The organism is Denitrificimonas caeni DSM 24390 (assembly GCF_000421765.1).
GTDB classification, from domain to species: Bacteria; Pseudomonadota; Gammaproteobacteria; order Pseudomonadales; family Pseudomonadaceae; genus Denitrificimonas; species Denitrificimonas caeni.
Window position 1 is genome coordinate 73,345 of sequence record NZ_ATXQ01000008.1, and the last position, 26,277, is coordinate 99,621.

The following is a 26,277-nucleotide window of genomic DNA, read 5'->3' on the forward strand; positions in this document are numbered from 1 at the left end:
TGCAAGCTGGCATCTAGCTGTCAGCTTAGCTCTGTTTGCGTAATGGCGTGAGCAAATCGCTCAAGCCGTTATGATCGATTTCATGCATAAGTTCTAGCAGTCTGCCTAAGTCGCTTTTTGGAAAGCCTTCTCTAGCAAACCAATTTAGGTATTGACCCGGTAGGTCTGCCAAGAGACGGCCTTGGTATTTTCCGAAGGGCATTTGCGTGGTGACGAGGCGTTTTAAGTCTTCAGCTTGCATGGGCGATACTGCAGTGTGATGGTAAGGGCTGCTATAGTCTCAAAAAATACTGTGCTGTGCATACGGATCAAGCATTCGATGGAAATCCAGTAAGCGCATCACTTACTTTTATTCTTGAAGAGAGTTGAAATGATTGTAAAAGGTTTGCGTAATGGCTTGGGTCAACTGATTATTTTTGCCGACTGGCTGACGCGTCCAAAGCCTCTGCAGCGTACGGCTGAGCAGCAAGCTGAAGTGGATGCAGCGACTGCGCATTTGGCGTTGTATCAGTTTAATGCGTGTCCGTTTTGTGTGAAGGTGCGCCGTGCAATACATGCCTTTAATCTGAAGATTGAATTGCGTGACGCGAAGAATAATCAGCAGTTTCGTCAAGAGTTAGAGCAGCAGGGCGGTCGTATTAAAGTGCCATGCTTACGTATTGAAGAGGACGGTGAAGTCCGTTGGATGTATGAGTCCAATGACATCATTGCTTATCTGCAAGAGCGTTTTGCTTAAATATTTACTTAAGTATGAGCGGGCCATGCCCGCGATAGTGATCCTTTGCAGTGTTGCAAACAGTACGAATGATTAAGAAGTATCTTGTTCGTGTCGTGATCAGCGAAGTAATGGATGACGTAGCCCCGAATCGGGTCAGGATGATCCGTTGAGGGAAAAGCGATATGAGCAAGGTAAGGCATGCAGATATCGTTATTGCTATTTGGCCCCGCTTAAAAGGTTAACTCTGTGCATGTCGTACTTCGGAGGTAAGTGTTAATCCGCCGATGAACCCATCCAGGGTTCAACTCCGGCGCTCGTCATCCCTGGCTCGCTCACCACACCCACCTCGAAGCACTTGTTGATCATCTGTAGCGTTTGCAATGCTGCAGTACCAGTCAGCTGTACAGATACATCTTTGCTACAGACCAATAAGATTCCGCAGAATAATGGCTTTAAAAGAGTCGTACTAAAGACCCGCACACAACATCACTGATCAATGAGTACCTTGTTGGTGTCGCGATCAGCGAAGCCAGGGATGGCGTAGCCCCGAATCGGGTCAGGATGATCCGTTGAGGGAAAAGCGATGCTAACAAGGTGCGGCATGCGCAAATAGTTCTGGATGCTTTGCTTGGTTAAGCACACGCCTCTATGCATGTCGTATTTCGGATTAAGACGCAGTCGCTGGCATGGCCAGCTCGTACAGGGTTCAGAAACACTCACAAGGTACGACATGCGCATATCGTATCGGGTACTTTGTTTTATGAAAACCCTGCTAATACGACGCTCTAGTGTTAAAAAACATACCTTAAACCAGCGTCGCTAAATCGATTTGATCACTGCGCTGAATATTTTCAGTTAGTCCACGACATAGACTTAAAAATTCACTCATGGCATCGGTTTGATACTTATGCTTATGCCAAATAAAAGTGAATTGGCGGGTGAGGTTAAGCTCAGGGGTTTCAATCGCCACTAAGCTGCCGCGTTTGAAAGCATCGCGTAACGCTAGCCGAGAAATACAACCAATACCTAAACCTGACTCCACTGCACGTTTAATACCTTCAGTGTGTTCCAGCTCTAAGCGGATTTTAATTGCACGCTGATGACGCATAAAGGCTTGCTCAAATGCCACACGAGTACCTGAGCCTTGCTCACGCACAATCCATTCTTCATTGACCAGTTCATCTAAACTGGCATGCCCTTGCTGCGCTAGAGGATGTTGCGGCGCGCAAAAAACCACCAATTCATCGGCAATCCAAGGCTCTGCAATAATATTGCTGTCTTGGTAATAACCTTCGATCAAGCCTAAGTCGAGCTGATAGCTAGCGATTTGTTGGACAATCTGCGCCGTATTGTGCACATGCAGACGCACCTTGCAGCTCGGATGCTGCTGCATAAAGTGCCCAATCAACAAGGTAGCCAAGTAATTACCAATGGTCATGGTTGCGCCCACTGAAAGCGAGCCAAAGCCATGGTTATCAGTTAGCAAGCCTTCCAGAGCTTGTGCTTGCTCTAATAATGCACGCGCTCGAGGTAATAGCTCAAGACCTAAGGCATTGATAATTAACCGTTTTCCTGCGCGGTCGAACAGTAAACAATCATAACTGCGCTCAAGCTCTTTTAGTGCAGTGCTGGCTGCTGATTGCGACATCGCCAGTTGATCTGCGGCTTGCGAGACACTTTGATACTGTGCGATGCGGGTAAATACTTGTAATTGACGTAGAGTAAATCGCATATCTGTTTTCTCGATATAATTTATGCGTATTATCAATTTAACAGATTTGTATTTTAAACCTATACTCTAACTAATCTTTTCTTGCACTGGAGAGTGTTATGAGCAATTTGAATGTTGAGCAGGTTTTAAGTGTTCATCACTGGAATGACACTTTATTCAGTTTTAAAACCACTCGTGATCCAAGCTTGCGCTTTGAGAATGGGCAGTTTGTGATGATTGGTCTTGAAGTCGAAGGCCGACCTTTGATGCGTGCTTATTCAATTGCCAGCCCCAACTATGAAGATCATTTAGAATTTTTCAGCATCAAGGTGCCAGACGGTCCGCTGACCTCACGTCTGCAGCATTTAAAAGCGGGCGATAACTTGAAAATCAGCAAAAAACCTACCGGTACTTTATTGCTCAGTGATTTGTTGCCCGGAAAAAACCTTTACTTGCTAAGTACAGGGACGGGTCTTGCGCCTTTTATGAGCGTGATTCAAGACCCAGAAACCTATGAGCGCTTTGAGAAAGTGATTCTGGTGCATGGTGTGCGTCATGTTAGTGAAGTGGCTTACAGCGAGTTCATTACTAAAAACTTACCGGATAATGAGTTTTTTGGTGAGCAATTACGCGATAAGTTGATTTATTACCCAACCGTGACGCGTGAACCCTTTCGTAATCAAGGACGGATCACTGAGTTGATGCGCAGTGGGAAATTGTTTACTGATATTGGTTTGCCGCCAATCAATCCAGAGCATGACCGTGCAATGATCTGTGGCGGTCCAGCCATGCTGGATGACACCAGTACCATGCTCGATGAATTTGGTTTCAAGGTCTCACCGCGTTTAGGCGTTGCTGCGGACTATGTGATTGAACGCGCTTTTGTCGAGAAGTAGTGTTGCGTTTATGTTGGTCTGCTGCTGATACAAAAACACCGCTTTGCGCAACCATTGGCAAAGCGGTGTTTTTATTTGCAACGTTAAGCGGTATTTAGCGAATTAGACCAAACACTTTCTTGGCGATATCAGATGCCGCTTGAGTTGGATTCTGACGAATCGAAGCTTCTTGTTCAGCAATAATAGTAAATAAACCATCCAGTGCTTGTTCAGCCACGTAGTTTTCAATCGATGCATCTTTTGCGTCAATCACACCGAAGTTGGCTGCTTGTCCAGCAAAGTTATTGTATTGCTGCGCTAAACCAGAAGACTGCGTGACTTGCTCAATCATCGGTAAAAAACGGCTACGTAATTGCTCGCGGCTGCTTTTGTCGAGGTAAGCGGTTGCTGAGTTTTCAGGACCATTAAGAATGCCTTTAGCATCGCTGATGGTCATTTTTTTCACTGCGTCGAGCAACAACTCTTGTGCTTGTGGGATCGCTGCTTCGGCGGCACGGTTCATGCTGTTTTCCAACGCTGTCACTTGTTTACCCTGGCCAAGCATTTTCATTGCGCGCGCTGCTTTACCGAGATTACCGGGCAACTCAATGCGCACATCAGGGTTGTTATTGAAACCACCGGGTTGACTTAGTTGCTGTATCGCGACGCGAGCACTTTGTTCCAGCATGGCTTTCATGCCGTCACCGGCTTGGTTTTGGCTTAAGTCATTGAGCGATAAAGCACAGGCTTGAGCAGCAAAGAATAATCCAATGAATCCAGTTAGATACGCACGCATGGTATTTTCCTCAGTGGGTAAACGCTTATACAGCGCTTTTTAACGCTTGCTCAGGAAGCAATGCTGCTGCTTCTCGATCCAGCACAATAGTTAAGTTTTTATGTTGCTTGAGCGCAGAGGCCGGTAAAGCTTCATCAATCGCGCTAGCAAATAACTGCGCCATGATTTCAGTTTTGTTACTGCCGGTTGCTACTAGAATAATCTCTTTGGCATTTAAAATATCTTGAATACCCATGGTGATGGCATGGGTTGGCACTTCATTTTGATCGTCAAAAAAACGGCCGTTATCAATGCGGGTTTGCTCTGAGAGCTCAACAATGTGGGTACGACTGTTAAAGCAGGTTTGTGGCTCGTTGAAACCAATATGACCGTTTGAGCCAATGCCCAATAGCTGTAAATCTAACCCACCCATCGCCTCGATAGCATTTGAATAGGCCTGACAAGCTGTTTCAACGTCGCTTGCTAAGCCATCAGGCAGATGCACGTTTCGCGCAGGGATATTGAGTTGGTTAAATAAATGTTGGTACATGTAATAGTTATAACTTTGTGGGTGCTGTGCGCTTAAACCCATGTATTCATCTAAGTTAAAAGTGGTGAGCTGTGACAAGTCTACCGGTGCTTGCTGAATGTCTTTTAACATTTGCGCATACACAGGCTCCATCGTGCTGCCAGTTGCTAAGCCTAATACAGCAGTTGGCGCAGCTTTGATTTTGGCTAATAGGCGTTGCGCGGTGTAGCGAGAAACTTCGTCGACTGTGTCGAAAATTTTATACATAAATAAGTGTCACCAAAAAGTAAAAAGGGCATGCGGCATGCAGAGTTGAATTATAACGGTGAATGCCTTGCAGTATATAGATAATCTATAACTCTGCAGAGTGACTCATTTGGATTATTTAATAGCGTTTGAGTATCTTCCAAAAGTTTTAGCCAGCTACAGGGTTAAAGCGAAGGCTTTGACTGCATTGCCTTCTTTAGGTTCTTTAGCGTTGCAACATTGATTTACGAAATTCCCCTGGTGTTTGTTTCGCCCAGCGTTTAAATGCGCGCTGAAAGGCTTCTGGCGATGAAAAACCCAAGAGCCAAGTAATTTCTCCGAAAGTTAAGTCAGTATCACGAATATAGCTGCTGGCTAGATCAAAGCGGGTTTGGTTAATCAGTTGACGAAACTGTGTGCCTTGCGCGGCGAGTTTACGACGCAATGTCCAGGTCGGTATTTGCAGTCTTTGCGCAATCTGCTCAATGCTTGGCTCGCCATTTTTTAATAAGGGTGCGATCAGCTTGCTGACTTGTTCGACTAAGCTATAGCTGCGAGTTTTTAATGCCAGTTGCTCTTCGCATAATTGCAGTAAAGCATGCCAAGTGCTGGCGCAGTGCTGGGGGTTGAGCTGTGCTAGGGTTTTTTGACTTAGGCGTATGCGATTGTGATCAGCGCCAAATTCAACCGGACAATTAAGCTGTTGGCTAAAAGCATCGGCATAACTGGGTTCTGGGAATTCAATTTGTAGCAACTCAATCTCAATGCTGTGCTGGCAGACTTGCTCTAAGTGGCTGATCCAACCCAGCAATACCGACTCCACCACAAAGCAGTTATAGGCATTGTAGGGTGCAATTGAGTAAAAGCTGAACCAAGCGCCTTGATTGTCTTCAATAAATTGACTGGCACCACGATAGTTTTGAGCATACAGAGGCTCAAAGTGACTAATGCAGCGGGCTGCCGCGCGCACCGAGGGTGCTTGTGCTGCGGTGACTCCGGCCAGACCAAGCTGATTGAGTAAGCTCTGCTCGCCAATGACCAAGCCTAAGGCTGGATTGTTGGTCAGCTGAATTGCGGCGTGACCAAGGCGCATGTAGCGCGGAATAGACAAGCGCGCTTGAGGTTGAGCGAGACGTTCTGGGCCAAGATCAAAACGTTCCAGTAGCGCGTTAGCGTCATGCCCATGCTGTGTAATGGCTGCAACGATGCTATGGACAAAACCGACGGATAAATCCCCTAAGCGTATGCTCTGGCGTGCTGTGTTCATGGCAATCTTAACCTGCTATTGGATAAGTGTTCATTATAGTCATTATTTTGTTAAATATAATCATTGAGAACCTTGCTTGAGCTGTCTATTGTGTTGAGCAATACTTGACTGATTACTGCATGATCTGTGCATCTAAATAAAATCAGCATTCCGTGTTTGTACCTGTTTTGGAGAGTCACGATGTCAAACCCACATTACCCACATTTGCTGTCACCTTTGGACCTCGGTTTTACCACGTTGAAAAACCGTGTGTTAATGGGTTCCATGCACACCGGTTTAGAAGAGCGCCCTAATGGTTTTGAACGTATGGCTGCTTACTTCGCTGAGCGTGCGCGCGGTGGCGTTGGTCTGATGGTGACTGGCGGTATCGGCCCCAACGAAGAAGGTGGTGTGTATGCTGGCGCAGCTAAATTAAGCACGCCGGAAGAAGCAGAAAAGCACAAGATCGTGACTCAAGCAGTGCATGACGCGGGCAGTAAAATCTGTATGCAAATCCTGCATGCTGGTCGTTACGCCTACAGCCCTAAATCCGTTGCACCGAGTGCGATTCAAGCGCCCATTAATCCGTTTAAACCCCATGAGTTGGATGAAGAAGGCATTGAGAAACAAATTAAAGACTTTGTAAATTGCGCTGTTTTAGCTCAATCCGCCAACTATGACGGTGTTGAGATTATGGGCTCTGAAGGCTACTTCATTAACCAGTTCCTCGCCGCACATACCAACCACCGCACCGACCGCTGGGGCGGTAGCTACGAAAACCGTATGCGTTTAGCGGTAGAGATCGTCCGTCGTGTACGTGAAGCGGTAGGTACTGACTTTATTATCATTTACCGTTTATCGATGCTTGATCTGATCGAAAAAGGCAGTAACTGGGAAGAAGTTGTGCTGTTGGCTAAAGCGATTGAAGCAGCTGGCGCAACCATTTTGAATACCGGTATCGGCTGGCACGAAGCTCGAATTCCAACTATCGCGACCAAGGTTCCGCGTGGTGCGTTTACTAAAGTGACGGCGAAGTTACGTGGCGAAGTTTCTATTCCATTAGTGGCGACCAACCGTATCAATACACCTGAAGTGGCTGAGCGTGCTTTAGCAGAAAATGATGCCGATATGATTTCCATGGCGCGTCCTTTCTTGGCTGACCCTGAGTTTGTCAACAAGGCTGCAGCCGGTAAAGCAGATGAAATCAATACTTGTATCGGTTGTAACCAAGCCTGTTTGGACCATACTTTTGCTGGAAAATTAACCACCTGTCTAGTTAATCCACGTGCTTGTCATGAAACTGAACTCAATTATATTCCAACCACTGCAGTGAAAAAGATTGCTGTGGTCGGTGCCGGACCTGCAGGTCTGGCTGCTGCCACTGTGGCGGCAGAGCGTGGTCACGAAGTGACCTTGTTTGACTCAGCCAGTGCGATTGGCGGTCAGTTTAATGTGGCGAAGTTGATTCCAGGTAAAGAAGAGTTTTTTGAAACGCTGCGTTACTTTCAGCAGAAACTGCAATCGACTAAGGTTAATGTGCAACTCAATAAGCGTGTCAATGCGCAAGAGTTACTGGCGCAAGGTTTTGATGAAGTGGTCTTGGCGACCGGTATCGTGCCGCGCGTACCTGAGATCCCTGGCATTGATCATCCGAAAGTCATTAGTTATCTCGATGCAATTCTAGGCCGCAAGCCGGTTGGTAAGCGCGTTGCGGTGATTGGTGCCGGAGGTATTGGTTTTGATGTCTCGGAGTTAATTACACACAGTGGCGAGTCAACCAGTTTAGACCGTGAAGCATTCTGGAAAGAGTGGGGGATTGATCTTGGTTTGAATGCGCGCGGTGGTATTGAAGGTGTTGAGCCGCAAGTTGAAGCTGCCGCGCGTCAGGTGTATTTGCTCCAGCGTAAGAAGACTAAAGTGGGTGCTGGTTTAGGTAAAACCACAGGCTGGATTCACCGCGCTGGTTTGAAAAATAAGAATGTTGAAATGCTTTCCAGTGTTGAATACTTGGGTGTTGATGATGCTGGCTTGCATGTCAGCATTGAAGGTGGTGAGCCACAAGTTCTCGCGGTTGATAATGTGATTCTCTGTGCTGGGCAAACGCCTTTGCGTGAATTGCAAGCTGATCTTGAAAGCGCTGGCGTGACTGTGCATTTGGTCGGTGGTGCTGATGTTGCTGCTGAGCTTGATGCTAAGCGTGCCATTGATCAAGGTTCGCGGGTTGCTGCTGCTTTGTAAACCTTGTGTTACCGATGAATAGACAGCGCTGCAGGTGAAAACTTGCAGCGCTGTTTTTGTATGGGTGAACGCTTTTTTCGAGTGAATTCTTAAATTGAAATTGATTTGGCTGCACAGGCAAGTCGGATTAAAACCTTAAACACCTGACTGAATCGGGTAAACTCTTACTTCTTAATCAAGCAAAACCATTCTCGCTTTGATCTCAAGAGCGCTCGCTTAAGGCTTTTGAACGTATTGAGTAGCCTTTGGAGAACATTATGCATAGCCCGCAGCTGATTTATATTATGGACCCCATGTGTTCTTGGTGTTGGGGCTTTAATCCGGTGTTGCAGGAGGTGCTGAAACAGGCCGAGGAGGCCGGCGTTAAGGTGAGCTTGCGAGTCGGTGGTTTGCGCACTGGGCAACAAGCTGTCTTGGATCAGAGTAAGCGCGACTATATTTTGCAGCACTGGCGAGCAGTGGCAGAGGCGACAGGGCAGCCTTTTGATTTTGAGCGTGCGCTGCCGGCAGGTTTTGTCTATAACACTGAGCCGGCTTGCCGCGCTTTAGTGGTTGCGCGTGAGCTTGATGAGACTCGTTTGTTTCCTTTTCTCAATCGTCTGCAACAGGCGTTTTATCAAGGCGCACAAGACATTACTCAGCCTAGCGTGTTGCGTGAGCTGGCGCTGCAGGCAGGCTACGACCATGATGCTTTTTGTTTGGCGTTTGATGCTGCGGATACGCAAGCACAAACACAGGCAGACTTTGCTTGGGTGAGTCAATTAGCGGTGCGTGGTTTTCCAACATTGCTTGCCGAGCATCAGCAGCAATATGCCTTAATCACCAATGGTTATCAGCCCTATGCGGCGCTTGAACCGCTCTTAAGTCGTTGGATTTCAATTAATGCTAGCACCTGATCAAATCAGCTGGGCGCAAATTCGTCGCTTAGCTGTGCAACATAAACGTAGTTTAATTCTAGCTAATATTTTGGCCGTGCTGGCCACCCTGTGCAGTGTGCCGATACCTTTGTTGCTGCCGTTGTTGGTGGATGAAGTGCTGCTCGGGCAGGGCGGGCAGGCCCTCGAGTTAATGGATCGTTGGCTGCCGAGTATCTGGCAGCAGGCGGTTGGCTATATTGGTTTTATGCTGGTGCTGACCTTCGTTTTGCGGCTTTGCTCGTTGGTGTTTAACGTCGGCCAAAGCAAGATGTTTACTCACCTCTCAAAAGATGTGGTGTATCAGATTCGTCAGCGTTTGCTGGGGCGGCTTAAGCGCATTTCACTGAGCGAATACGAAAGTCTGGGCAGCGGTACAGTTACCACGCATCTGGTTACTGATTTAGAAACGCTAGATAAATTTATTGGCGAAACCCTAAGCCGCTTTTTGGTGTCGATGTTGACCTTGCTCGGCACCGCCAGTGTGCTGCTGTGGATGCATTGGCAGTTGGCATTGTTGATTCTATTGCTCAATCCGATCGTAGTGTATTTCACCATTAAGTTAGGTAAGCGGGTGAAACACCTGAAGAAACTGGAAAACGATAGTACTGCAGTGTTTACCCAAGCGTTAAATGAAACCTTAGATGCGATTCAAGAGGTGCGCGCCGGTAATCATCAGGAGTATTTTTTTCAACGTTTATTAAATCGCGCTAAGCACGTACGCGATCGCGCGATTAACTCCCAATGGAAAACTGATATTTCTTCACGTGCTAGTGCATTGTTGTTTCAGTACGGCATTGATATTTTTCGTGCGGTGGCGATGCTCACCGTGTTGTTTTCTGATTTATCGATTGGCCAGATGCTTGCGGTGTTCAGTTATCTGTGGTTTATGATTGGCCCAATCGAGCAGTTGCTCAATCTGCAGTATGCTTTCTATGCGGCTGATGGCGCGATGGTGCGAATTAATCAATTACTTGAGCGTCAAGATGAAGTCGATTATCCCGCCACTAAGAACCCGTTTGCGGGACGGCAAACTGTTTCTATCAGTGTTGAAGATCTGCGTTTTTCTTATGGCGAAGAGCAGGTTCTAAGTGGCTTAAGTTTTAACATTGCTGCGGGTGAGAAAGTCGCGATTGTTGGCGCTAGTGGTGGCGGCAAAAGCACTTTAGTACAGCTGCTGCTGGGATTGTATACTGCGCAATCAGGCTCTATTCGTTATGCCGACGCAGCCCTGCAGGAGACAGGCTTAGCCTGTGTGCGCGAGCATGTAGCGGTGGTTTTACAAGCGCCTGCGTTATTTAACGATAGCTTACGCGCTAATTTATGTATGGGGCGAGAGTACAGCGATCAAGCGTGCTGGCAGGCGTTAACCATTGCCCAGTTGGCGCAGACTGTAAAAATGCTACCGGCAGGCCTGGATAGTATTATTGGTCGAGCCGGTGTGCGTTTATCCGGTGGACAAAGGCAGCGTTTAGCCATTGCGCGGATGGTCTTGAGCGATCCTAAAGTGGTTATTTTAGATGAAGCCACTTCTGCATTAGACAGCGCTACTGAGTTTGCGGTGCATGAAGCGCTGAATCAGTTTTTGGCAGGACGCACAACCTTGATTATTGCCCACCGCTTAAGTGCGGTGAAACAAGCAGATCGAATTTTGGTTCTTGCTGATGGCCAAGTGGCTGAAGATGGTACACACCAGCAGCTGCTGAATGAAGAGGGCTTGTATGCACAGTTGTACGGTACTTTGCAGTGTTAAAAATACAGTGCGTCTGTAAACTGAAAATTATCATTAATAAACAAGCGGACGGACATAATTAGGTTGACAATATTATCGATTGCGCCTAATCTACGCCCCGTCCACGAAATGGGGCTATAGCTCAGCTGGGAGAGCGCTTGCATGGCATGCAAGAGGTCGACGGTTCGATCCCGTCTAGCTCCACCACTTCTTCAGTAATATGAAAAGTGGCATAACATGAATGTGTTATGTTTAAGAAGGTTTTGTCCCCTTCGTCTAGTGGCCTAGGACACCGCCCTTTCACGGCGGTAACAGGGGTTCGAGTCCCCTAGGGGACGCCATATTTTCTGAGCCAGTATCTGTACGTAACGCTGTGAGTTGTTAGTGCTACATAAGCAAAGCGTTAGCGTAACAAGTAGTGACGGCAAAAATCGTTCAGCTCAATACAACACTAATAAGCATATAATAGTGCTTGTTTTCGAAGGTTTTGTCCCCTTCGTCTAGTGGCCTAGGACACCGCCCTTTCACGGCGGTAACAGGGGTTCGAGTCCCCTAGGGGACGCCATATTATTTAAGTGTTATGACTTAAAGTAAAAACCCAGCTTAGGCTGGGTTTTTTATTGTCTGCAATATAGGGTGCGCTGTGCTTTAGCTGAGCCTGCTTGTGCCTGTCAACTGCTTGGCTCTTTTAATCAAAAAACATCTTGCTGTTTTGGTGTTTGATAGACGGCCTTATGTTTTTGGTATATTAAAATAAGTCATCATCATTGCGGCGTGCTTCTCGTTGCAGTTGATAAACGAGACGCTCGATAATTCGTAGAGTCGCTCCATTGATTTGGTGAAACATGAAGCCGGCTTGTGTTGAGCTTGATGTTTCATCTTTGTTTAGGTGACGTAGTTCGGCATTTAACGTAATACGGCCTGTGGGTAGTGCTAGCTCAAGCGCATCGTAGAGTTGGCCAGGCTGAAGGCTGGTTGTTAATGATTTGATATCGAGCTTACAACCGGTTGCTGAAATGTCTATTAGTCGAGCGGGGATAACGGTTTTCAGGGTTTTCCCGTTGATCTGAGCTTCAATAGGTTGTTCGGGTAGTATGTTGGCGCGGAAAGCGTTCCGACGCTGATGATAGCTGACTTCTGTAGGTAAGCTAAGCCAGTAGCAAGGAGCGTTTTCTAGAGTGTCTGCAAGGCCTTGTTGTGTATGAGACCAAATCATGCGTACGCCATCTCGGTAAGCTGTAATGGTCACTGGCTCGCCGTTGAGTAAATGTCGCTCGCCGTCATTAGGGATCAGCTCGTCATAAGCGATACGGCTGTTATCGCGATCAATGTCGACAATATAGCTGTGAAAAACTTGTTGGCGATCAGCAAAGGTCATGACTAATAAGTCACGGTGCTGCTGAAGCGCACGAAGGTTGCTGACGATTTCGATTGGCGAAGTCAGTAGTGTTGGCGGCTGTGCAGTACGGCTCTCTGAGAAGGAGTCAGACACTATTAGAGTTTCCCTGTGTTTCCATGCTGAAAGAAGCTTTGAATGCGCTTGAGTATAGCAGCGAGTTAAGTAATCGAATACTACTATGCTTGGCTGAAAGGGCGCTGTTTAACGCTAGGAGAGGTGCTGCCTTTTTTATCGTAGAGCGAGGGAGTGTCGGTGCCGCGAATAATGTTAAGCATGCTGTTGATGCTAATTTGATTGCTGCGAATAAGACGACCGTTGCGCAAGTTTTTCGTTTGGCATTGCTCAAGTAAGCTGTTGAGCGATGCGCTATTTTCGAGTAGCTGCGAGCCTACTGGTGAGTTGCTTGCAAGCTGCTCAATACCTTGCTGGTCAGCGCTCAAAAGCGCTTGCGTGAGGAGTTGGCTGCGTTCTTTGCTGTGCTGTTCGAGCTGACGTAAATAGGGTTGCTTTTGGGCTAGCAAATCTTGAAGCACGTCTAGTTTACGATCGCTGAGTGCTGTGAATTCTTGATCAAGAATCTCCAGCAGTTGCGTGGCAATACTTATGTCACTTAACAAAATTTCAACAATGCGTTTGTCGGCCATAATTAGCTTTTATCTACAGTGAGTGAGGAGTTTTCGCATCAAAACTGTGCTTCTAGACCGAGCAACTTATCAGCTACACGCTGATTGTCGATTTGATAGCTGCCTTCTGCAATTGCTTGCTTAAGCTGTGCAACTTTCTCTGCGTTAACCTGAGGTTGTGCGGTAATTTTATCAGTTAAGCTTTGCAGTTGACGTGCATCTTTACTGAGTTGTACAGGCTCGCCAGTGCGAACTTGTTGAGTGGGCTGGTTGATGCCGGTCTGTTTATCAGTTTCTTGGGGATTTAATTGTGCAGAGTTTTGGCGCACATTAGTAGCTGCGGGCTTGCTTAGGCCTGGAGTGTTATTTGTGCGATTAAAGTCGATAGTCATGATGTAACCTCAATACAATATATGAACGCTTGCATAACTAATCGGCAGCAGATCTGAAAACTTTAGATGTGTTTCGTAATAAAAACCACATCGTTTAAGCTTTGTTTAATAACAAGCTGCGTGTCTTTGTTTTGACAATATTTTACTGCAGCACGCTTCACATTGCCACCTCAACGTGCCCGGGGCCTGTGACACGAGCATGCACAATACGTTGTGAGCGTGTATTGCGTACGCGTATTTGCTGACCAATAGCGCCTTCCTCCAAAGCAGTGCCTGGCATACGCACGGACATCGATTTGGATTGGGCGGTGATCACGACTTGATCGCCTTTATTAACCGCTGCGACCGTTTTTAAGTAGTTGGCAGATATAATTTGATTGGGTTGAACTTGGCGAGTTAGCTTTTGGCCAATAACATTTTCAAGATCAAGTATATAACCTTGTCTGAGGCTGCTAATGTCGCGCTCAGAGAGTTGTACATCAGACGCTTGCACGACACTGTTGCGTGGCAGTGAGCGTAAAGCTGTTGCAACTTCTCGATACAGATTTACGTGCGCAGGAACAAAGATTGTCCATGGCGCGTTGGTGTCACAGCGTACACGTAAAGTGACTCTGCCTAATGGTTGGGCAGGGCTTTCTAAGCTGGTTTGTAAGGGTTCTGAGCATGGAGGTAAACGTAATCTGGGATCGAGACGACCAATTGTGACTGTGTAGCGTCCGATGATGCTATTGTCTGCTAGATATTGTTCAGTGATTTCCTCAAGAAATGCTTCGCTGGTGCCGATAATCTTTTGCTGTAGCGTTTCAGCCTGAGTGGTGAACGCGAGCGCAGTTAAGCAGCAAAGCCAAATCGTTTGGCTGAATTGTGTTTTTGTGTGCCAATTAAATGTCTTTATCTGTTTCATATTGTAATTCAAAGCAAAAAGTATGCCGCATTTGTTATTTCGTCTGCGTGCAGTTTAAAAGTAAGGAGCTTAAGCATGGCCGGTATGATGGATTCAGTAAACCAGCGTACTCAACTCGTTGGACAAAATCGTTTAGAGTTGCTGCTGTTTAGGCTTAACGGCCCTCAGTTATACGGTATTAATGTATTTAAAGTGCGAGAAGTCTTGCAGTGCCCAAGCCTTACTGTACTACCAAAATCAAATCCTATTGTGCGAGGTGTTGCCAGTGTGCGCGGTCGCACTATTCCTGTGATTGATTTAGCGCTAGCTACTGGACACCATGAACTCAAAAGTCTACAAGATGGTTTTGTGATCATTGCTGAATACAATATGAAAGAGCAGGGTTTTTTAGTTGGAGCAGTTGAGCGCATTATCAATCTCAACTGGGAGGAGATCCATCCTCCACCTAAAGGTACAGGGCGTGATCATTACTTAACGGCAGTAACACGTTTTGATGATCAATTGATTGAAGTGATTGATGTTGAAAAAATATTGGCTGAAGTATCGCCTACTTCTGAAGAAATTTCGCCTGGGATTTTAACTGAACAAGTGCGTATTAATGCACTCAATAAAAAAATTCTTATCGTTGATGATTCTTCTGTAGCGCGTAAGCAAGTACTGCGATGTTTGCAAGCTGTGGGCGTTGAAGTGATAGCTCTTAATGATGGGCGATCAGCCTATGACTATTTACAAAACATGCTAAGCGAAGGCAGAAAACCATCTGATGAGCTCTTAATGCTTGTTTCAGATATTGAAATGCCAGAAATGGATGGTTACACGTTAACTGCTGAGATACGTAATGATTCGCGCCTTAAAGAACTGCATGTTTTGTTACACTCATCGTTGTCCGGTGTTTTTAATGAGGCGATGGTTAAAAAAGTTGGTGCAAATGATTTTTTAGCTAAATTTCGCCCGGATGATTTAGCTGATCGAGTTGTTGAGCGCATAAAACTAGTCGATGGGCTATAGTTGTCTTTGTAATAACTATTATAAATGTGCTTTAGCGCTATTTTTTGAAAAGGCGGTCAATGTGCCAGTGACGCAATCTGAGTTTAATATTTTCAGACAGTTTCTTGAGAATAAGTCAGGCATTGTTTTGGGTGATAATAAACAATACTTGGTGACGAGCCGCTTAAAGAAACTGCAAGATGAGCACGGCATAAAGTCTTTGACCGAGTTGATGGCGCGTATCCAGGCGCAACCCCGTGGTGCATTGCAAGAGCAAGTGGTTGATGCAATGACCACGAATGAAACGTTGTGGTTTCGGGATGCTTATCCTTTTGAAGTGATGAAGAATAAAGTGTTGCCTGAGTTGCTGAATAAGCAGCCTAATCAACGTTTGAGAATTTGGTCTGCAGCTTGTTCTTCAGGTCAAGAGCCCTATTCTTTGTCGATGACTATTGATGAATATGAGCGTGCCAATTTAGGATCAGTTAAGTTTGGTGCGCAAATTGTTGCGACAGATCTGTCTCCTACAATGCTGCAAGCCTGTAAAGCAGGAGAGTATGATAGTTTATCGATTGCTCGCGGTTTATCGCAGGAGCGTTTGCAGCGTTACTTTGATAAGACAGCAGATGGGCGGTGGGCTGTTAAGCCAGCAATTAAGAGTCGTGTAGAGTTTCGGTCACTTAATTTACTTGACAGTTATGCTGCCTTAGGTAAGTTCGATGTGGTTTTTTGTCGAAACGTGCTCATCTATTTTTCAGCAGAAGCCAAAAAAGATATTTTGACCCGCATGCATGCAACCTTAAAAACAGGAGGTTATTTGTTTTTAGGTGCATCTGAAGCACTTAATGCCTTGCCTGATTTGTATCGAATGGTGCAGTGCAGCCCTGGTATTATTTACCAAGCTAAGTAAGATAAAAAAGGCCTATGAATTAGGCCTTTTTTATTGTTACTGCTTAAAAAAAGCAAAGTTATCGGCTCGCGCAGCTGGCCAGAAGCGTTGGAAAACAACGTGTTCAGGTAGCTTGGCGTCATTGAGTAAATCGCCGGGTTGCAGATAGGGGTGCAAGGTTGATAGTGAGCGCACCAAGGTGGGTGAGACACGCCGAATGATGTGCTCAGGCCCCAACTCTCCAGGATGTTTTAGGCCTGCGGCTTCAATCAGTTCGCGTAAAGTTGCTACTGTGCGTGTGTGAAAGCTGTGCACACGTGTTGCTTTGTCTGGCACATCCAGACTTTGCCAGCGTTTAGGGTTTTGCGTGGCGATACCGGTAGGGCAGCGGTCGGTATGACAGACTTGCGACTGAATGCAGCCCAAAGCAAACATAAAACCGCGCGCTGAGTTACACCAGTCGGCACCTAAAGCGAGTGTGCGGGCGATATCAAAAGCAGTAATAATTTTACCTGCTGCGCCGATTTTGACTTTATCGCGTAAGTTGATGCCCACTAGCGTGTTATGTACCAGCATCAAGCCTTCACGCATGGGTGTGCCAATGTGATCGGCAAACTCTAGTGGCGCTGCCCCCGTGCCGCCTTCAGCACCATCGACCACAATAAAGTCAGGGGTGATACCCGTGCTGAGCATGGCTTTGGCGATGGCAAACCATTCCCAAGGGTGACCGATGGCCAGTTTAAAACCCGTTGGTTTGCCGCCGGATAATTTACGCAATTGTGCAATAAACTGCAGTAATTCTTCGGGGGTAGAAAAAGCTGAATGCGCAGCAGGTGAAATACAGTCTTGGCCTTCAGGTACACCACGGGTGCGAGCAATTTCTGCGTTAACTTTAGCGCCGGGGAGCATGCCGCCGTGTCCAGGTTTCGCGCCTTGCGACAGCTTTAGTTCAATCATTTTGACTTGATCAAGGGCTGCGCGTTCGGCGAAGCGTTCAGGGCTAAAAGTGCCGTCATCATTGCGCGCGCCGAAGTAGCCGGAGCCTAACTCCCAAACCATATCGCCGCCGTGTTCGCGGTGATAGCTGGAAATCGAACCTTCGCCGGTGTCGTGGTAAAACTTGCCCAGACGTGCGCCTTTATTTAATGCGCGAATGGCATTAGGTGATAGCGAACCAAAACTCATCGCAGAAATATTAAAAATGCTAGCAGAGTAGGGTTGTTGACAGTCAGGACCGCCAATATTGATACGGAAATTATCATCGGTGATTTTTGTTGGGCTGATCGAGTGGTTAATCCATTCATAACGTGTGCCGTAGACGTTTTGCTCTGTACCAAAGGCGCGGGTTTCCAGTTCAGATTTCGAGCGCTGATACACCAGTGAGCGCTGGTCGTGGGAGAAAGGCACTTCATCATCATCGGCTTCGACAATGTATTGACGCAACATGGGTCGCAGTTTTTCAAAGAGATAGCGAATATGTGCAGCAATCGGATAGTTGCGGCGTAACGTCGATTGGGTTTGGCGTAGATCAATCATCCCCAGCACTGTTAACGCGATAAAGACAGAACTGAGCAGCAACCACCAGGGGTTGCTTAAAGCCAATAACAAAGTGATTAAGCTGCCGACAATGGCTGTGGCAAAGACTGCGTAACGTATCACCAACATAAAATCTCCAAACCTGTTTGAGCGCTGTTTTCTACTGCGTGATTACAGTTGCTGTGCTGAGAAAGTGTCGCACTGACTGACGATGCCTGATTTATAACCTTGGCTAAACCAACGTTCACGCTGCGCCGAGGTGCCATGGGTGAATGAGTCTGGCACAACATGCCCTTGTGTTTGCTTTTGTAGACGATCGTCGCCAATCGCTTGTGCGGCATTCAATGCGTCTTTTAAATCGCCAGGCTCAAGCCAAGCGTGTCGCTGCTGTGCATGATACGCCCAGACCCCGGCCAAGCAGTCTGCTTGCAGTTCTTGGCGTACCAGTAAGCCATTGTGGCCCGTTACACGCTCGCCGCGTTTGCGTGCAGCTTGTACGCGAGCGGAAACGCCTAGTAGGGTTTGTACGTGATGGCCAACCTCATGAGCGATGACGTAGGCTTGAGCAAACTCGCCAGTGGCGGCAAAGCGTTGCTCCATTTCTTTAAAGAAGGACAGGTCTAAGTAAACCTGCTGATCCCCAGGGCAATAAAATGGTCCCACCGCAGAGTCGGCTAAGCCGCAAGCAGAGCGTACGCTGCCGTTAAATAAAATTAGGCTCGGGTCTTTGTAGGTTTTGCCCGCTTGCTGAAACAAAGCGCGCCAAGTGTCTTCAGTGTCACCTAAAATAGCGCGGACAAACTCAGTTTGCGCCTCATTACGCGGGGTGGCAGCTTGATTGCTTGTCCCACCGGTATTGATGCCGCCTTGTTGAATCGCTTGTCCAGCGATGTTGCCGACAATCTGCATGGGATCTTGGCCGCTGAGCAGGCCAACTACCACGATGACTGCGACAGCACCTAAACTTAAGCCTTTGCCACCAATACCGCCTTTACCGCGTTGATCAACTACGTTGTCACTGCGACGAGCTTTTTTCCAGCGCATAACGAATTCCTTCTGATGCTTGGCTCAATCAATTGTTGGTTAAGAAGTATGCCAAGTAATGGTTTCTACGCTGCCATCGGCACTGACTTGCAGCCAACGATCAACATCTGCTTCGCCGTCAGTTTCTTGCCAGCTACCTGGAGCACAGCGTACGTTGACTTGCAAATAAGCGGCAGCAGCTTGTGCGCATTGCAGATCATCAGACCAAGGTGTGTCAGCACTTTCCAGTAAAAGGCTATGCCATTTACCCACCGCCTGTTCAAAGTAAACAATGGGGATATTGGCGCAGATGCAGCGCGAGACCCGGCCCTTTTGCTGCCACTGGCAAGGGGCACCAAGGGCGGCAGAGAGCCATGCGCTCAGTGCTTCGCGGTTGCTTTCTTTGATATAAATTTCGATATCAGGTTGGCGCATAAGTTAAATTTCCGTTTTTTCAATCCAGTCGTAGCGAATAGCGACGGTCGTCGTGAGCGTTTGTCCAATCACTGCTTCACGTCGCTCAGCGTTAGCACGCCAGCCGTGTGGCGTCATGGCCAACAGGTCGCTGCGCGCTTGAGCATCATTTAAGGTCAAGCTAAAGCGTAAGGTTTCACTGTGAGTATGCTGCATTCCTTCAGGAAGCAACTGTAAATGCTTGCTGTCATCATAGCTGCGTACTTCATCATATAACTGTTCACGCAGTTCTTGCAGGTGATCGCTGCAGGGACCCATGCGTAACAAGGCTCCGCCAGGCACTAATACGCGGTGTGCTTCTTGCCAGTCGAGGGGACTGAAAATACTGGCAATGGCTTGGCAACTATTACTGGCTAACGGCAAGCGTGCCATGCTGGCTACCAGCCAAGTGGTCTGTGCATTGCGTTTGCAGGCCTGTTTTACTGCTTCGCGAGAAATATCTAAGGCGTAACCTTGGCTGTCGGGTAGGGCCTCGGCAATGTGCGCAGTGTAATAGCCTTCGCCGCAGCCAATATCGAGCCATTTTTGTGGCTGGTGTTCTTGCATCAAGGCGGCAAAACGTTCTGCTAGCGGCGCGTAATGTCCGCCTGAGAGAAAGTTGCGGCGTGCTTGGACCATGGCTGGGTTGTCGCCCGGTGCGCGGCTGTTTTTATGCTGAACAGGTAATAAGTTGATATAGCCTTGGCGCGCGCGATCAAAGCTGTGCTGGTAGATACAGCGCAAGCTGTTTTCGTGTGCGGTCAGTGCTGACTGGCAGATGGGGCAAATAAGCATGTCAATTCTCGAGCCCTCTAGGTGCTGGGCTGGATTAAAAATAGGTAATGGGTGTGCTGTGTATTGTGCAGGACAACTCGCAGCAGCACAGTAAATTCTCTCTACAGTGTAGTGAAACAGCCTGTGTTTTGTAAGCGTTGTAGGGATTACTGCTAGAATGCGCCAGCGATTATTGTGAGGTTTTGGATGGATGATTTACGTTTTGGCGGTATTGCGCGTTTATATGGTGTTGACGGGTTAGAACGTTTAGCACAGGCGCATGTTGCTGTGGTTGGGATTGGTGGTGTGGGCTCTTGGGCGGCAGAGGCTTTGGCGCGCTCTGGTGTGGGCGAAATTTCTTTATTTGACCTGGATGATGTGTGTATCACCAATACGAATCGTCAAGCGCATACTTTAATCGATACGGTTGGCCAGGCTAAGGTTGATGTGATGGCGCAGCGTATTCAAGCAATCAATCCTGCGTGTCGGGTACATGCCGTGGCTGATTTTGTCAGTCATGAGACGATGGCGCAGTACATTACTGAAGAGCTTGATTTTGTTGTGGATTGCATAGACAGCGTGATTGCTAAGGCGGCGCTGATTGCGTGGTGTAAGCGCCGCAAGATTCAAATTATTACGACCGGTGGTGCGGGTGGGCAGATTGATCCGACGCAGATTCGTGTGGGTGATTTAAATAAGACTTTTAACGACCCGCTTGCTTCTCGTGTGCGTTCATTGTTGCGCAGTGAGTATGGTTTTTCTCGTACCGCTGGCCGCCACTACAGTGTGCCTTGTGTGTATTCGACTGAGCAATTACGTTACCCGAATCCTGATGGCAGTGTGTGTTTGAGTAAAAGTTTTGTTGGTGATGGGGTGAAGCTTAACTGTGCTGGGGGCTTTGGCGCGGCGATGACGGTGACGGCAAGTTTTGGTTTAGTGGCAGCGGCACGCGCTATCGATAAGTTGGTCGCAGGCGCACGACGCCCTTCAGAGCGAGCTAAGCCTCCTGTAAGCAGCTAGCTAGCGCACATAATCAAAAAAGTGTTAAGAACGATATGCGCATGCCGTACCTTGTTGGTATCGCTGTTCCCTCAACGGGTCATCCTGACCCGATTCGGGGCTGCGCCATCCCTGTCTCCGCTGATCGCGACACCAACAAGATACTCGTTGATCAGTGATGTTGTGTGCGGGTCTGTAGTGCGACTCTTTTAAAGCCAACATTATGTGTTTACTGCTGCTGGAGTTGGTTTACTCCCAAATGCATACCTAGATAGCTACATGCCTGCATTTTGCGTAGCTGACTCGAACTGCAATAGAGCAAACTCCGCAAATGATCAACGAGTGCTTCGGGGTGGGTGTGGTGAGCGAGTCAGGGATGACGAGCGCCGGAGTTGAACCCAGGATGGTTTCATCGACGGATTAACACTTACCCCGAAGTGCGGTATGCACAGACTTGTTTATAAGCTTTAGCAAAACAAAGCAAAGCAGCAGTGGCGATATGCGCAAGCCGTACCTTGTTGGTATCGCTTTTCCCTCAACGGGTCATCCTGACCCGATACGAGGCTACGCCATCCCTGGCTCCGCTTGTCGCGACACTAACAAGGCGCTCATTGATCAGTGATGTTGTGTGCGAGCACGTAGTACGACAAGCACAGAATTAGCGCGCTTAATAAAATATTCAGACATCTACAGGTGCGCTGCGTGATCAGCTACCCCGAACTAGCAGTCGAGCGCTGAATAAGTGGTTAAGTACAGCTGCTAAAGTATTGAACTAACACACAGTTTTACCTTCTTAAGACGGTAGCCAGTCAATAGGGTCGCCTGTTAACATCAAGGCCTTTGCACCCATGAAAGCCGTAAGGCATAAAGTAAGGACAATATAATGAAGTTACATCGTTTAGCGGCTTCGGTTGCTGTATTAAGTCTGGTATTAGCGGGCTGTGATAACAAAGCTGCAGACAGCGCTGACCTAAAAACACCAGCGCAAAAAGCCTCTTACGGTATTGGCTTAAGCATGGGTAAAAACCTCAGCCAAGAAGGCATGGATGATCTTGATTCACAAGCAGTGGCCTTAGGCATTGAAGATGCATTGGCGAAAAAAGACCAGCGTCTAACTGACGAAGAGTTAATGGAAGCCTTTGGTTTCTTACAGGCTCGAGCTCAAGAGCGCATGTCTGCACTTAATGATGCAGCCGCAAAAGCCGGTGCTGATTTCTTAGTTGAAAATGCTAAGCGTGATGGCGTGCAGACCACTGAGTCTGGCCTGCAGTATGAAGTGGTTAAAAAAGCTGAAGGCGCACAGCCTAAAGTCAGTGACGTGGTTAGCGTTCACTACCAAGGCACTCTAGTTGATGGTTCAGTCTTCGACAGCTCTATCGAGCGCGGTGAGCCAGTTGAATTCCCAGTAGGTGGCGTGATTCCTGGTTGGGTTGAAGGCTTGCAGCTGATGAAAGTTGGCGAAAAATACAAGTTCTATATTCCAAGCGAGTTGGCTTATGGCGCGCAAAGCCCAACGCCTGCGATCCCAGCAAATTCAACTTTGGTTTTCGAAGTTGAATTGTTAGACATCGTTGGCCAGCCAGCCGCTGATTCAGCTGAAAGTGATGAGCCAGCAACAGTGATCGAAGAGTAAAATCTTCATTGTGCTGTGTAAACGCCCTGCTGATGTCAGGGCGTTTTACTTTCTGCATGTTATAACGCAAAAAGCCTGAGCTCACTTAGCCTGTATCTATTCCGTGTTTGCTATGAGTTATTGGCAGGCATGAACTAGAGCTCCCGCCTATAATGTATGCGGTGTGTGGTGAGTATGAATTCTCCAGCGCTGTGGCGTAGTATTGCGCAAGATCTTCAGTCTTTTTGGATAACACTATGAATGTACAAGTGATTGCACGTGACGGTAAACCTGAATATGCAGTGTTGCCGTGGGAGCAATATCAGCAGCTACTCAAAGATGCTGGTCGCGATAAACCCGTGGTCGAGGCTGCAACAGCCTTAGCTAGTTTAAGAGAACTTAAAGCATTGCGTGAGCAAGCCGCTTTGAGCTTGGAAGATGTTGCGCGTGAGGCCGGTATCAGTCCGCACTATTTGCAGATGATCGAAAGTGGTGAGCGTGAAGTCAGCGATGTATTGAAGCGCACGTTAGCGCGCGCTCTAAAAGTGTCCGGTTGGCAAGATGAGTAAAGCGTTGGGGCTCACTGATGAGCAACGCCGCGGTTTATTCAAGCTGTTGGCAGAGGCTCAGCAGCAGCGAACGGTGGTGACGTACCGTCAAGTGATTGAGCAGCTACAACTGCCAGCACCTAGTGTGCGTCGGTTAGCTTTGGCGCTCGAGCAATTAGCTTGCACAGATCATACACAAGGCTGGCCGTTACGCAGTGCTTTAGTGGTCAGTCAAGCACGACCGGCACATCCGCAATTGGGCTTTATTCAATGTATGCAACAACTCGGACGCTTTCAGGGTGTCATAGATGAAGCAACTGTGGCAGCTTGGCTAGAGGCTGAGTTGGCACATGTGTATCAGTTCAGTTATCCGGAGGTGTGAATATGTTATTTGCAAAGTTACGCGCGCAAGCCGGTTATAGCGTTGCACGTAAGCTGTTTAACCAGCGCTGGGCTGTTGAGAATCCGCGAGTGTGGCAGTGGATGCAAGAACGTTTTGCACGTATGAGCAGTTATGACGATGTGTCTGCGCGAGCGTTCTATGGCCATGTTTTGTTGCATCGCGGACAAGGTTTAGCCGCTAAAAATGAAGGTTTGCGCTTGCTGCGTTTGGCTGCAGAAGCAGGGGATGCAAAATCCGCTTATCAACTCGGTTTGCAGGCCTACACTGGTACGCTGAATGAATCTGCGAACGCACTCCAAGCGGCGCATTGGTGGGAGTTGGCTGGGCGTGCTGGACATCCCTTAGCTTTACAACGTTTATTGGCGTTGTACGAGCAGGGCGGACCACAATTAGTGGCCAGCGCTGAGGATGCAGAGCGCATTAGACGGCAATTGGCGCTCGAGCAGGGCTTAGCTTAGGCTGCAGCAACGTGATCATCAGAGGCATTATTGCTTTTTTATTACAGAAACAATTATCCCGCCAATCGGCGGGATAATTGTTTAAGCGTTAAAGTTCAGGAAAGTTTATTGACGGCTGGCGATGGGTATTAAGCTTAACCAATCCAATAAAATACGTCCTGTTTCTGCTAAGTAAGCATCATCTTCAGGTTTGAGTTTCTTATCTTTTTCGATTTCAGCGACATGGTCGTCTTCGTCATCTTTGATCATGGTTTTTAGCAGGTCTTCACCTTTTTTGCCACGGCGAGCATTTTCAATGTCGAGCTGCTTTTTCTCGATTTTAGCGTACTGCGCGCGACGCTCAACTTCGTTGAGACTGACCTCAGTGTCTTGCATTAAACGCTGAGTGAGCGCGAGACGTGCACGGCTAAAGACAAAGTCAGGGTCGTTGTCTGTACGTGCATCATGACGTGCTTTGAGTTCGGCAATAAAGGGTTTGAAAGGGTCGCTGCTAGGCTTTAATGCAGGCTTAATGCTATCCCAAGGCATGGCTTCAGGCAGTGCGCTTTCACCAATTTCATTGATGTCCATATCAGCAGGGTAGCTGATATCAGGAATCACCCCTTGGTGCTGAGTGCTTTGCCCAGACACGCGATAGAACTTAGCTAGAGTCAGCTTTAGTTCGCCGTGGTTGAGTGGCTGAATCGTTTGCACTGTGCCTTTACCAAAGGTTTGTCCGCCAATAATCAAGGCGCGGTGATAGTCCTGCATGGCACCTGCGAAAATTTCCGAGGCCGAAGCTGATAAGCGATTGACCAATACAGTCAGCGGACCTTTGTAGAAGACGCCTTTTTGTTCATCGGCTAAAACATCAATGCGGCCATCACTGTTGCGCACCAGTACGGTTGGACCTTGCTCAATAAATAAACCAGTCAGCTCGGTGGCTTCTTGTAATGAGCCACCACCGTTGTTACGCAGATCAATGACAATGCCTTCCACTTGTTCTTTTTGCAGTTCAGTGATCAGACGCTTAACGTCACGGGTGGTGCTTTTGTATTCAGGGTCGCCGGAACGGTAAGCTTTAAAGTCTAAGTAGAACGCTGGAATTTCAATCACACCAAGTTTGGCCTTGCGACCGTCTTGGTCAAGATGGAGGATCGATTTTTTCGCTGCTTGTTCTTCCAGTTTGACCGCTTCACGGGTCAAGGTCACCACTTTGCTGGTCTGATCGGTGGGAGCGTTGCTGGCTGGGATAATTTCCAAGCGCACTTGCGAGCCTTTTGGGCCACGAATCAGCTTAACCACTTCATCTAAACGCCAACCAATCACGTCGACGAGCTCTTTATTGCCTTGACCGACAGCAATGATTTTGTCGGCAGGAGCAACCAGTTTACTTTTTTCTGCAGGGCCCGCTGGAATCAAACGAACAATTTTTACGTGCTCATTATCGCCTTGCAACATCGCGCCAATGCCTTCTAGAGACAGGCTCATATTGATGTCAAAATTCTCAGCATTATCCGGTGATAAATAATTGGTGTGCGGATCATAGGTTTGCGCAAAAGAGTTGATGTAGGCTTGGAAAACATCTTCACTGCGTGTTTGTTGCAAACGCTTCTGTTGGTTTTTGTAACGCTTGATCAGTAGCGTTTCAATCGCTTTAGGTTCTTTGTTGGCGATTTTTAACCGCAGCACTTCATCTTTTAGACGTTTGCGCCATAAGTCTTGTAGGGCTTCGTCATCGGCAGCCCATTGTGCTTTTTCACGATCAGTTTCAAACGACTCGTCGATGCTGAAGTCGATTTTATCAATACCTTGGTTAAGCTCAACCAAAGCATAATCTAAATATTGATCTAAACGCTCGAGCTGGCGTTTATAAATGCTGTAGCCAGGCTTGAGATTGCCGGCCTTAAGGAAGTCATCAAATTGTGCTTCCCAAGCGTTAAACGTCTTAATGTCGTTTGCCGTAAAGTACATGCGGGCAGGGTCAAGCATCTTTAGGTAGCCTGCATACATTTTACGTGAGCGCGCATCATCGAGCGGCGGCTTACTGTAATGATGACGCTTCAGCAGCTCAACAACGTTAAGGCTAGCTATCATTTGGTCGCGGTCGGGTTGTAAGTAGTCCCATTGTTGTGCTTTGCTCACTGCATGTGCGGCAGGTAAAGCAGCGAGGCCAATGACTAAAGCCAGGGCTGAACGAGTTAAAGTGTGCTTCATGCTGATTCTTCGTCTGAGTGAGTAATGACGCATTTTAGGCCGCCTAAAGTGTTTACAGTTCCATTGTAAGCTGTATTCATTCAATAAATAGCTACAG

At 47.5% G+C, this 26,277-nt stretch carries 26 protein-coding genes and 3 tRNA genes; 15 read left to right on the plus strand and 14 right to left on the minus strand.

Translation table 11 applies throughout. From position 1 onward, the window contains the following. Positions 1–25: 25 nt before the first annotated feature. Positions 26–241, minus strand: coding sequence for a DUF3820 family protein (locus H591_RS0111595; RefSeq protein WP_022967131.1), 216 nt, complete (start codon positions 239–241; stop codon positions 26–28). Between the two features lie 129 nt (positions 242–370). Between H591_RS0111595 and H591_RS0111600 the strand changes: the two genes are divergently transcribed. Next, the gene (locus H591_RS0111600) at positions 371–736 is read left to right on the plus strand and encodes a glutathione S-transferase N-terminal domain-containing protein (protein WP_022967132.1); all 366 of its coding nucleotides are present in this window, start codon (positions 371–373) and stop codon (positions 734–736) included. Between the two features lie 787 nt (positions 737–1,523). Here H591_RS0111600 and H591_RS0111605 read toward each other — a convergent pair. Further along, the gene (locus H591_RS0111605; RefSeq protein WP_022967133.1) at positions 1,524–2,450 is read right to left on the minus strand and encodes a LysR family transcriptional regulator; all 927 of its coding nucleotides are present in this window, start codon (positions 2,448–2,450) and stop codon (positions 1,524–1,526) included. A 98-nt stretch (positions 2,451–2,548) separates the two neighbouring features. Here H591_RS0111605 and H591_RS0111610 point away from each other — a divergent pair, with 98 nt between their 5' ends. Beyond that, positions 2,549–3,325, plus strand: coding sequence for a ferredoxin--NADP reductase (locus H591_RS0111610; protein ID WP_022967134.1), 777 nt, complete (start codon positions 2,549–2,551; stop codon positions 3,323–3,325). Positions 3,326–3,419: 94 nt separating this feature from the next. Here H591_RS0111610 and H591_RS0111620 read toward each other — a convergent pair whose 3' ends face one another. The 3 genes from H591_RS0111620 to H591_RS0111630 form a co-directional block, all read right to left on the minus strand. Continuing rightward, on the minus strand, positions 3,420–4,100 hold the full coding sequence (locus tag H591_RS0111620; protein ID WP_022967136.1) for a DUF4197 domain-containing protein: 681 nt from the start codon (positions 4,098–4,100) through the stop codon (positions 3,420–3,422). 25 nt (positions 4,101–4,125) lie between these two features. Continuing rightward, a complete protein-coding gene (gene nagB, locus H591_RS0111625; RefSeq protein WP_022967137.1) occupies positions 4,126–4,875 on the minus strand; it encodes a glucosamine-6-phosphate deaminase in 750 nt (249 codons plus the stop codon). A 205-nt stretch (positions 4,876–5,080) separates the two neighbouring features. Next, positions 5,081–6,121 (minus strand): AraC family transcriptional regulator, encoded by a 1,041-nt coding sequence (locus H591_RS0111630; protein WP_022967138.1) that lies wholly within the window; start codon positions 6,119–6,121, stop codon positions 5,081–5,083. A 180-nt stretch (positions 6,122–6,301) separates the two neighbouring features. Between H591_RS0111630 and H591_RS0111635 the strand changes: the two genes are divergently transcribed. The 6 genes from H591_RS0111635 (at position 6,302) to H591_RS0111660 (ending at position 11,549) form a co-directional block, all read left to right on the plus strand. Next, a complete protein-coding gene (locus H591_RS0111635; protein WP_022967139.1) occupies positions 6,302–8,338 on the plus strand; it encodes an NADPH-dependent 2,4-dienoyl-CoA reductase in 2,037 nt (678 codons plus the stop codon). Positions 8,339–8,595: 257 nt separating this feature from the next. After that, on the plus strand, positions 8,596–9,234 hold the full coding sequence (locus tag H591_RS0111640) for a DsbA family protein (protein ID WP_022967140.1): 639 nt from the start codon (positions 8,596–8,598) through the stop codon (positions 9,232–9,234). Beyond that, positions 9,221–11,005, plus strand: a complete 1,785-nt coding sequence (locus tag H591_RS0111645; protein ID WP_022967141.1) for an ABC transporter ATP-binding protein — start codon at positions 9,221–9,223, stop codon at positions 11,003–11,005. Before H591_RS0111640 ends, H591_RS0111645 begins: the two co-directional genes overlap by 14 nt. 110 nt (positions 11,006–11,115) lie before the next feature. Continuing rightward, a tRNA-Ala gene (locus H591_RS0111650) sits at positions 11,116–11,191 on the plus strand. 58 nt (positions 11,192–11,249) lie between these two features. Then, positions 11,250–11,325, plus strand: a tRNA-Glu gene (locus H591_RS0111655). Between the two features lie 148 nt (positions 11,326–11,473). Next, positions 11,474–11,549, plus strand: a tRNA-Glu gene (locus tag H591_RS0111660). Positions 11,550–11,732: 183 nt separating this feature from the next. On the opposite strand, the gene H591_RS0111665 is transcribed toward H591_RS0111660, so the two are convergent. The 4 genes from H591_RS0111665 to flgA form a co-directional block, all read right to left on the minus strand. Beyond that, on the minus strand, positions 11,733–12,476 hold the full coding sequence (locus H591_RS0111665) for a flagellar brake protein (protein ID WP_022967142.1): 744 nt from the start codon (positions 12,474–12,476) through the stop codon (positions 11,733–11,735). An 83-nt stretch (positions 12,477–12,559) separates the two neighbouring features. Further along, positions 12,560–13,027, minus strand: a complete 468-nt coding sequence (locus tag H591_RS0111670) for a flagella synthesis protein FlgN (RefSeq protein WP_022967143.1) — start codon at positions 13,025–13,027, stop codon at positions 12,560–12,562. Positions 13,028–13,065: 38 nt separating this feature from the next. After that, positions 13,066–13,398, minus strand: a complete 333-nt coding sequence (gene flgM, locus H591_RS0111675; protein ID WP_022967144.1) for a flagellar biosynthesis anti-sigma factor FlgM — start codon at positions 13,396–13,398, stop codon at positions 13,066–13,068. A gap of 157 nt (positions 13,399–13,555) precedes the next feature. Further along, a complete protein-coding gene (flgA, locus tag H591_RS0111680; protein ID WP_022967145.1) occupies positions 13,556–14,302 on the minus strand; it encodes a flagellar basal body P-ring formation chaperone FlgA in 747 nt (248 codons plus the stop codon). Between the two features lie 75 nt (positions 14,303–14,377). Between flgA and H591_RS0111685 the strand changes: the two genes are divergently transcribed. Both H591_RS0111685 and H591_RS0111690 read left to right on the plus strand, forming a co-directional pair. Further along, positions 14,378–15,310 (plus strand): chemotaxis protein CheV, encoded by a 933-nt coding sequence (locus tag H591_RS0111685; RefSeq protein ID WP_022967146.1) that lies wholly within the window; start codon positions 14,378–14,380, stop codon positions 15,308–15,310. Between the two features lie 61 nt (positions 15,311–15,371). Next, entirely contained in the window at positions 15,372–16,199 is an 828-nt protein-coding gene (locus H591_RS0111690) for a CheR family methyltransferase (protein ID WP_028244390.1), read from the plus strand. 36 nt (positions 16,200–16,235) lie between these two features. Here the strand turns inward: H591_RS0111690 and H591_RS0111695 are convergent, their stop codons facing one another. The 4 genes from H591_RS0111695 to H591_RS0111710 are packed head-to-tail and all read right to left on the minus strand — an operon-like array spanning position 16,236 to position 19,985. Next, positions 16,236–17,843, minus strand: coding sequence for an FMN-binding glutamate synthase family protein (locus H591_RS0111695; RefSeq protein WP_022967148.1), 1,608 nt, complete (start codon positions 17,841–17,843; stop codon positions 16,236–16,238). 42 nt (positions 17,844–17,885) lie between these two features. Next, positions 17,886–18,758 carry a KPN_02809 family neutral zinc metallopeptidase gene (ypfJ, locus tag H591_RS0111700; protein ID WP_022967149.1) on the minus strand — a complete coding sequence of 291 codons (873 nt, stop codon included), beginning with the start codon at positions 18,756–18,758 and terminating at the stop codon, positions 17,886–17,888. A gap of 39 nt (positions 18,759–18,797) precedes the next feature. Continuing rightward, positions 18,798–19,172: a hypothetical protein gene (locus H591_RS0111705; RefSeq protein WP_022967150.1), complete on the minus strand. Its 375-nt coding sequence runs from the start codon at positions 19,170–19,172 to the stop codon at positions 18,798–18,800. A gap of 3 nt (positions 19,173–19,175) precedes the next feature. Further along, a complete protein-coding gene (locus H591_RS0111710) occupies positions 19,176–19,985 on the minus strand; it encodes a putative RNA methyltransferase (protein ID WP_022967151.1) in 810 nt (269 codons plus the stop codon). Positions 19,986–20,171: 186 nt separating this feature from the next. On the opposite strand from H591_RS0111710, the gene tcdA reads away from it, so the two are divergent. The 5 genes from tcdA to H591_RS0111735 all read left to right on the plus strand — a co-directional run bounded on the left by tcdA (position 20,172) and on the right by H591_RS0111735 (position 23,984). Next, positions 20,172–20,984, plus strand: a complete 813-nt coding sequence (gene tcdA, locus H591_RS0111715; RefSeq protein WP_022967152.1) for a tRNA cyclic N6-threonylcarbamoyladenosine(37) synthase TcdA — start codon at positions 20,172–20,174, stop codon at positions 20,982–20,984. An 862-nt stretch (positions 20,985–21,846) separates the two neighbouring features. Then, positions 21,847–22,596: an FKBP-type peptidyl-prolyl cis-trans isomerase gene (locus H591_RS0111720; protein WP_022967153.1), complete on the plus strand. Its 750-nt coding sequence runs from the start codon at positions 21,847–21,849 to the stop codon at positions 22,594–22,596. 236 nt (positions 22,597–22,832) lie between these two features. Continuing rightward, positions 22,833–23,144 (plus strand): helix-turn-helix domain-containing protein, encoded by a 312-nt coding sequence (locus H591_RS0111725; RefSeq protein WP_022967154.1) that lies wholly within the window; start codon positions 22,833–22,835, stop codon positions 23,142–23,144. Continuing rightward, positions 23,137–23,505 carry a hypothetical protein gene (locus H591_RS0111730; RefSeq protein WP_022967155.1) on the plus strand — a complete coding sequence of 123 codons (369 nt, stop codon included), beginning with the start codon at positions 23,137–23,139 and terminating at the stop codon, positions 23,503–23,505. Before H591_RS0111725 ends, H591_RS0111730 begins: the two co-directional genes overlap by 8 nt. Positions 23,506–23,507: 2 nt before the next feature. Further along, positions 23,508–23,984 carry an SEL1-like repeat protein gene (locus H591_RS0111735; protein WP_022967156.1) on the plus strand — a complete coding sequence of 159 codons (477 nt, stop codon included), beginning with the start codon at positions 23,508–23,510 and terminating at the stop codon, positions 23,982–23,984. 105 nt (positions 23,985–24,089) lie between these two features. Here H591_RS0111735 and H591_RS0111740 read toward each other — a convergent pair whose 3' ends face one another. After that, positions 24,090–26,180 carry a carboxy terminal-processing peptidase gene (locus tag H591_RS0111740; protein WP_022967157.1) on the minus strand — a complete coding sequence of 697 codons (2,091 nt, stop codon included), beginning with the start codon at positions 26,178–26,180 and terminating at the stop codon, positions 24,090–24,092. Positions 26,181–26,277 lie beyond the last annotated feature (97 nt).

Coding starts and splice junctions, on each gene's coding strand:
- H591_RS0111645 (WP_022967141.1), top strand. CDS start 9,221: ATGCTAGCACCTGATCAAATCAGCTGGGCGCAAATTCGTCGCTTAGCT.
- H591_RS0111610 (WP_022967134.1), top strand. CDS start 2,549: ATGAGCAATTTGAATGTTGAGCAGGTTTTAAGTGTTCATCACTGGAAT.
- H591_RS0111730 (WP_022967155.1), top strand. CDS start 23,137: ATGAGTAAAGCGTTGGGGCTCACTGATGAGCAACGCCGCGGTTTATTC.
- H591_RS0111620 (WP_022967136.1), bottom strand. CDS start 4,100: ATGCGTGCGTATCTAACTGGATTCATTGGATTATTCTTTGCTGCTCAA.
- nagB (WP_022967137.1), bottom strand. CDS start 4,875: ATGTATAAAATTTTCGACACAGTCGACGAAGTTTCTCGCTACACCGCG.
- H591_RS0111725 (WP_022967154.1), top strand. CDS start 22,833: ATGAATGTACAAGTGATTGCACGTGACGGTAAACCTGAATATGCAGTG.
- tcdA (WP_022967152.1), top strand. CDS start 20,172: ATGGATGATTTACGTTTTGGCGGTATTGCGCGTTTATATGGTGTTGAC.
- H591_RS0111685 (WP_022967146.1), top strand. CDS start 14,378: ATGGCCGGTATGATGGATTCAGTAAACCAGCGTACTCAACTCGTTGGA.
- H591_RS0111595 (WP_022967131.1), bottom strand. CDS start 241: ATGCAAGCTGAAGACTTAAAACGCCTCGTCACCACGCAAATGCCCTTC.
- H591_RS0111720 (WP_022967153.1), top strand. CDS start 21,847: ATGAAGTTACATCGTTTAGCGGCTTCGGTTGCTGTATTAAGTCTGGTA.
- H591_RS0111600 (WP_022967132.1), top strand. CDS start 371: ATGATTGTAAAAGGTTTGCGTAATGGCTTGGGTCAACTGATTATTTTT.
- H591_RS0111635 (WP_022967139.1), top strand. CDS start 6,302: ATGTCAAACCCACATTACCCACATTTGCTGTCACCTTTGGACCTCGGT.
- H591_RS0111740 (WP_022967157.1), bottom strand. CDS start 26,180: ATGAAGCACACTTTAACTCGTTCAGCCCTGGCTTTAGTCATTGGCCTC.
- H591_RS0111735 (WP_022967156.1), top strand. CDS start 23,508: ATGTTATTTGCAAAGTTACGCGCGCAAGCCGGTTATAGCGTTGCACGT.
- H591_RS0111605 (WP_022967133.1), bottom strand. CDS start 2,450: ATGCGATTTACTCTACGTCAATTACAAGTATTTACCCGCATCGCACAG.
- H591_RS0111640 (WP_022967140.1), top strand. CDS start 8,596: ATGCATAGCCCGCAGCTGATTTATATTATGGACCCCATGTGTTCTTGG.
- H591_RS0111705 (WP_022967150.1), bottom strand. CDS start 19,172: ATGCGCCAACCTGATATCGAAATTTATATCAAAGAAAGCAACCGCGAA.
- flgA (WP_022967145.1), bottom strand. CDS start 14,302: ATGAAACAGATAAAGACATTTAATTGGCACACAAAAACACAATTCAGC.
- flgM (WP_022967144.1), bottom strand. CDS start 13,398: ATGACTATCGACTTTAATCGCACAAATAACACTCCAGGCCTAAGCAAG.
- H591_RS0111710 (WP_022967151.1), bottom strand. CDS start 19,985: ATGCTTATTTGCCCCATCTGCCAGTCAGCACTGACCGCACACGAAAAC.
- H591_RS0111630 (WP_022967138.1), bottom strand. CDS start 6,121: ATGAACACAGCACGCCAGAGCATACGCTTAGGGGATTTATCCGTCGGT.
- H591_RS0111695 (WP_022967148.1), bottom strand. CDS start 17,843: ATGTTGGTGATACGTTACGCAGTCTTTGCCACAGCCATTGTCGGCAGC.
- H591_RS0111670 (WP_022967143.1), bottom strand. CDS start 13,027: ATGGCCGACAAACGCATTGTTGAAATTTTGTTAAGTGACATAAGTATT.
- ypfJ (WP_022967149.1), bottom strand. CDS start 18,758: ATGCGCTGGAAAAAAGCTCGTCGCAGTGACAACGTAGTTGATCAACGC.